Source organism: Streptomyces cahuitamycinicus (genome assembly GCF_002891435.1).
Classification (GTDB): Bacteria; Actinomycetota; Actinomycetes; order Streptomycetales; family Streptomycetaceae; genus Streptomyces; species Streptomyces cahuitamycinicus.
Map to the genome: position 1 here is coordinate 1 of NZ_POUC01000504.1, position 5214 is coordinate 5214.

General features: G+C 68.4%; 2 protein-coding genes and 2 pseudogenes. 2 read left to right on the forward strand and 2 right to left on the reverse strand.

Annotated elements, in window-relative coordinates:
- Nucleotides 1-320: 320 nt before the first annotated feature.
- Nucleotides 321-1328 (reverse strand): LacI family DNA-binding transcriptional regulator, encoded by a 1008-nt coding sequence (locus tag C1J00_RS37790; RefSeq protein WP_102913426.1) that lies wholly within the window; start codon nt 1326-1328, stop codon nt 321-323.
- 537 nt (nt 1329-1865) lie between these two features.
- On the opposite strand from C1J00_RS37790, the gene C1J00_RS37795 reads away from it, so the two are divergent.
- Nucleotides 1866-4424 (forward strand): glycoside hydrolase family 32 protein, encoded by a 2559-nt coding sequence (locus C1J00_RS37795; protein WP_102913427.1) that lies wholly within the window; start codon nt 1866-1868, stop codon nt 4422-4424.
- Nucleotides 4425-4662: 238 nt separating this feature from the next.
- Nucleotides 4663-4904 (forward strand): annotated as a pseudogene (locus C1J00_RS48455) (IS1380 family transposase); the annotation flags it as partial.
- 206 nt (nt 4905-5110) lie between these two features.
- Here C1J00_RS48455 and C1J00_RS37805 read toward each other — a convergent pair.
- Nucleotides 5111-5214 (reverse strand): annotated as a pseudogene (locus tag C1J00_RS37805) (IS5/IS1182 family transposase); the annotation flags it as partial.

The window sequence follows — 5214 nt, forward strand, 5'->3', positions numbered from 1 at the left end:
GCCCACGAGTGGGCAGCGTCTGCGGAGACAGCGGCGTCGGCGGCCCCTCGCGGGTCGCGGTGGGAGCGGCCGACACGGAGTGGGTAGCGTCCGGGCGGGGTGTGCCAGGCGCACCGCTCGGTGTCCCGGATCGGAAACGCGCGGGCGGTAGGTGCATGTGGGCCGTGCCGCGTGAACGCAGGCGCGGCTGCCCCAAGTTGTGAGGAAGGCGAGACCCGAAGAGGTTCGCCGATGTTCAAGGAGACGGGGGGCGGTGCGTCACCGGCAACGCACCGCCCGGCCGCGAGGCGCCGTCATTCGCGCATCGCGATGACGTCGCGTCAGTTCGAGCTCGGCTCTAACGTCGAGCCACGGACCACGAGGCTGGTGGGAACGATGCGCGAGGGGGCGGCCTCCGGCGATCTCCGCACATGGTCGAGCAGCAGACGGGCCGCCGCCTCACCCATCTCCCGCATCGGCTGGCGGATGGTGGTCAGCGCCGGATAGGTGTACGACGCCACCTCGACGTCGTCGAACCCCACCACGGCGACGTCCCGCGGAATCTTGAGGCCGGCCTCGTGCAGGGCCGCGATCACGCCGGCGGCCAAGGGGTCGTTGTGCCCGAAGACCGCGTCGAACTCCACGCCGTCCGCGAGCGCTTGCGCCACCGCGCTCCGGCCGTCGTCGAACAGGAAGTCGCCGCAGATGATTCTGCGCGGGTCGAGTTCGATCCCGGCCTGCGCATACGCGTCGACGAAGCCGCCCAACCGTTCCTGCGTGCACCCGTACTCATCAGGACCGGTCACCACCAGAGGGCGACGGCGACCGAGGTCCAGCAGGTGGCGCGCCGCCTGCTCACCGCCCTCCCGGTTGGTGGTGGCCACGTAGGGGAATCCCGGCCGCTGGAAGCGGTCGTCGATCAGCACCACCGGCAGTCCGGCCTCGTGCAGTTCCGTGATGGACCCCAGGGCCCCCTCGGGCTCTATCACCAGCAGCCCGTCGAACGACTTGGCAGCGACCTGCAGGCCCAGCCTGCGCAGTGACTCCTCACCGCGGTTCCAGGTCAGGATCCGCAGCCCGAAGCCCTCGGCCTCCAGCGTTTCGACGACCGCCTGCACTATGCCGGCCCAGGCCCAGGCCAAGTCAGGGACCAGCATGCCGATCATCTGTGTCGTACCACGTGCGAGCCCCACTGCCCCGGCGCTCGGCACATAACCGAGTTCCGATATCGCCTTGCGGACCTTCAGGACGGTGTTCTCGTTGATCTCGCCCTTGCCGTTAAGCACCCGAGAGACCGTCGTCTTGCTGACCCCGGCCCGCGTCGCCACGTCGGCGATGGTGACTCCCATGTCACCTCCCCTCCCTTCCCGCAGAGGCGGAAGACGTCCTCCCGCACCGAAGGGCCGATCGTACAGAGGCCCGTGGAACCGGTACCGGAATCGGTTCCGGAACCGGTTTCGGTAGCGGTTCCGGCAGTGAAGCACCGACAGGCCCGACCGGTCAACAGGCCGGAAACAACTCGTTTACCGGCCCGTCTCGGCGTCGACGATGAGGCCGAAGCTTGCCGGACGGCCTCCGCCCACCCCTCCGACCTGGGCGGTCACTGAACCCGAGCCCCCCACTGCCAACGGGTCGGCGCGGTTCGCGACCACCGACGACAGCCGGTGAACTGCCGGTCATACCGGAGCAATCGCGCCCGGACCGTTGACGCGGAGGGCGGATTGGGCTCCATAATCGGGCACTCGATGTCATCGATGACACAAGTCAACGATGACACCCCGAGCCGTCGCCACGGATGGTCGGCCTCGGCCCGGGGTGCACTTTCGGTCCGTCGCGCAGAAGCCGCAGTCACCACTGCGCGGACGGCCCCGGGACAAGGAGGCACCATGAGCTCTGCACGCGTTTCCCGGCATGCCCGCATACGGATGATGGCGGCGGTGGCGACCGTCTGCGCCCTGTCCGCAGCTCCCCTCGCACCCCAGGCCGTCGCCGCGGACACCCCGCCGTACACCGAGACCTACAGACCCCAGTTCCACTTCACACCCAAGAAGAACTGGATGAACGACCCCAACGGCCTCGTCTACTACAAGGGCGAATACCACCTCTTCTACCAGTACAACCCGAACGGCAACTCCTGGGGCGACATGTCCTGGGGCCACGCGGTGAGCAAGGACCTCGTGCACTGGAAGCACCTGCCGCTCGCCCTGTCGCACGACGACGAGGAGATGGTGTTCTCCGGCAGCGCGGTCGTCGACTGGAACAACACCACCGGCTTCGGCACGAAGAAGAACCCGCCCATGGTGGCGATCTACACCAGCGCCTACAAGAACGGCGGCAAGCAGGCCCAGTCGCTCGCCTACAGCACCGACCGAGGCCGCACCTGGACCAAGTACCAGGGCAATCCCGTCATCGACATCGGCTCCGACAACTTCCGCGACCCCAAGGTCCAGTGGCACGCGCCGACCAAGAGCTGGCTGATGACGGTGTCGCTGTCCGCCGAGCACAAGGTGCAGTTCTACTCGTCCAAGAACCTCAAGGACTGGGAGCTGCAGAGCGAGTTCGGTCCGGCCGGTGCGACGGGCGGTGTGTGGGAGTGCCCCGACCTGTTCCCCCTCGCGGTCGACGGGGACAAGAACAACATCAAGTGGGTCCTGGTCGTCAACATCAACCCCGGTGGTATCGCGGGCGGTTCGGCGGCCCAGTACTTCGTCGGCGACTTCGACGGCAAGAAGTTCACCGCCGACGACAAGGGCACCTACACACCGCCCACCGGCGAGGTCGTGCAGGACTTCGAAGGTGCCGGCTTCGGTGAGTGGACGACGACCGGAACCGCGTTCGGCCAGGGCCCGGCCGCCGGGGCGGTGGACGGGCAGGGAACCGTCGGGGGCTTCGACGGGAAGGGCCTGGCCAACAGCTTCCACGGCGGTGACGGCACCACCGGCATCCTCACCTCCCCTTCCTTCACCGTCGGCAGCCCTTACCTCAACTTCAAGATCGGCGGCGGTCGGCATCCGCACGAGGCCGGAACCGTCCTGGACAGCACTCCGCCCGAGGGCACGGTCCTCTCCGACTTCGAGGGCGGAACGTACGGCGACTGGACGGCGACCGGGGACGCCTTCGGCACCGCACCGGCCACCGGCAGCCTTCCCGGCCAGCAGAGTGTCTCCGGCTTCCTGGGGAATGGCCTGGCCAACACCTTCCTGAACGGCGACTCCACCACCGGCACCCTCACGTCGCCCGAGTTCACCATCGACAAGAAGCACATCAACTTCCTCATCGGCGGCGGCAACCATCCGGCCGGCTCCGACAACCCGACCGCCGTCGAGCTCCTCGTGGACGGCCAGGTCGTCCGCAGCGCCACCGGAAGAGACGCCGAGGCACTCAACTGGGCCTCCTGGAACGTCGGCGACCTCGCCGGCAAGAAGGCGCAGATCAAGATCGTCGACGACAACACCGGCGGCTGGGGCCACCTCAACGTCGACCACATCGTGCTGTCCGACACGCAGGCCGCGCGCGTCTCCCAGGAGACGTCCGTCAACCTGCTCGTCGACGGCAAGGTCGTCCGCAGCGCCACCGGCGCCGACAGCGAAACCCTGGACTGGGCGTCGTTCGACATGCGCCCGTACGACGGCAAGCAGGCGCAGATCCAGGTCGTGGACATGAACACCGGCGGCTGGGGCCACGTCATGGCCGACCAGTTCACGGCCGCCGACAAGCCCGCCAAGTCCGTCGTACAGCGCGCCGACTGGGCCGACTACGGCAAGGACTACTACGCGGCGGTGTCCTGGGAGAACGCCCCGGGCGGCAAGCGCTACATGATCGGCTGGATGAACAACTGGGACTACGGCCAATCCATCCCCACCTCCCCATGGCGCAGCGCGCAGAGCGTTCCGAGGGAGATGGCCCTGCGCACCGTCGACGGCCAGATCCGGCTGACCAGCAAGCCGGTGGGCACCCTGGAGTCGCTCCGGCAGAAGCGCCCGGCGACGGCGTCCGACGTCACCGTCAAGAGCACCTCCAAGCCCCTGACGGGCCCGGGGGCCACGGGCAAGGCGCTCGACATCGAGGCGACGTTCTCCCTCAAGGACGCCGACCGCTTCGGCCTGAAGGTGCGCACCGGCGCGGGCGGCGAGGAGACCGTCATCGGCTACGACACCACGACCCAGGAGCTGTACGTCGACCGCACCCGCTCCGGCGCCGGCGACTTCAACAGCACCTTCCCCGGCGTCCAGACCGCACCCCTCAAGGCCGAGAACGGCAAGGTGAAGCTGCGGATCCTCGTCGACTGGTCGTCCGTCGAGGTCTTCGGCGGCAACGGCGAGGCAGTGATCACCGACCAGATCTTCCCCGACCCCTCCAGCACCGGCGTCGAGGTGTTCGCCGAGGGCGGCGCCGCCACCCTCGACCACCTGCGGGCGTGGCAGCTGGGGTCCATCTGGCGGTGACGCCCCGGGGCCCGTGCGCCGGTCGGCCAGGAGCTGCTTCCGGCGCGCGGGGGACGCCTCCCTCACTCGCGTCCCGGACCCGGGCGGCCGCGTGACGGACATGCCGAACCTGCGAGCCCGGCTCCTGGCGCGACACTGCCCGTGAGGACTGACCCCGTTTGCACAGCGGTCTCGAACTGAGGGCGATGCGCGAGGCCATGATGAGATGTCCGAGGAACCGCCGACATGTGGCGTCCGGTGGTTGATCAGAAACGCGAAGAGTGCTCCTGACCTGCAACGATGGGACTTGTCTAGGGTCCAAAGCGGTCGCATGAAAGAAGCACTCTCCAGGTGGGAGCCCCGCCGCCTGCGGCTATTCTCCGCCGCCCAGTTGGTCACCACCGGACGGCGCCGCATCCTCCGCCTCGCGAAGCACTGGCCCTGGACGGCGAGATCACCGACGCCCTGCAACGGCTCGCGGCCCTGCCGAAACCCGGCTGACCAGCAATTTCCCCCTCCTGCCAGCAGCACCACCCGACCGGATCCGTGGAACCCGACGCGACAGCCGGGCCCCCGCCCTGCCTGTCATCAGCCCGGGCAACCGAAACGGCCCGCCAGAGAATCCGACGGACCGTCACGAAAGTTCAAGGCTAAGGGCTGTCCCGTAAATGATCTGTGATGTGTCTGGTGGCCTGCTGGTTTCTGCGTCACCCGCCGAGGACGAGGTTGTGCAGGCGGGCGATCCCGAGCATGGCGTGGTGGACGCCGTCGCCCTTCAGCCGGCAGTCGCGGAGGATCTTCCAGCCCTTCA

Coding starts and splice junctions, on each gene's coding strand:
- C1J00_RS37790 (WP_102913426.1), bottom strand. CDS start 1,328: ATGGGAGTCACCATCGCCGACGTGGCGACGCGGGCCGGGGTCAGCAAG.
- C1J00_RS37795 (WP_102913427.1), top strand. CDS start 1,866: ATGAGCTCTGCACGCGTTTCCCGGCATGCCCGCATACGGATGATGGCG.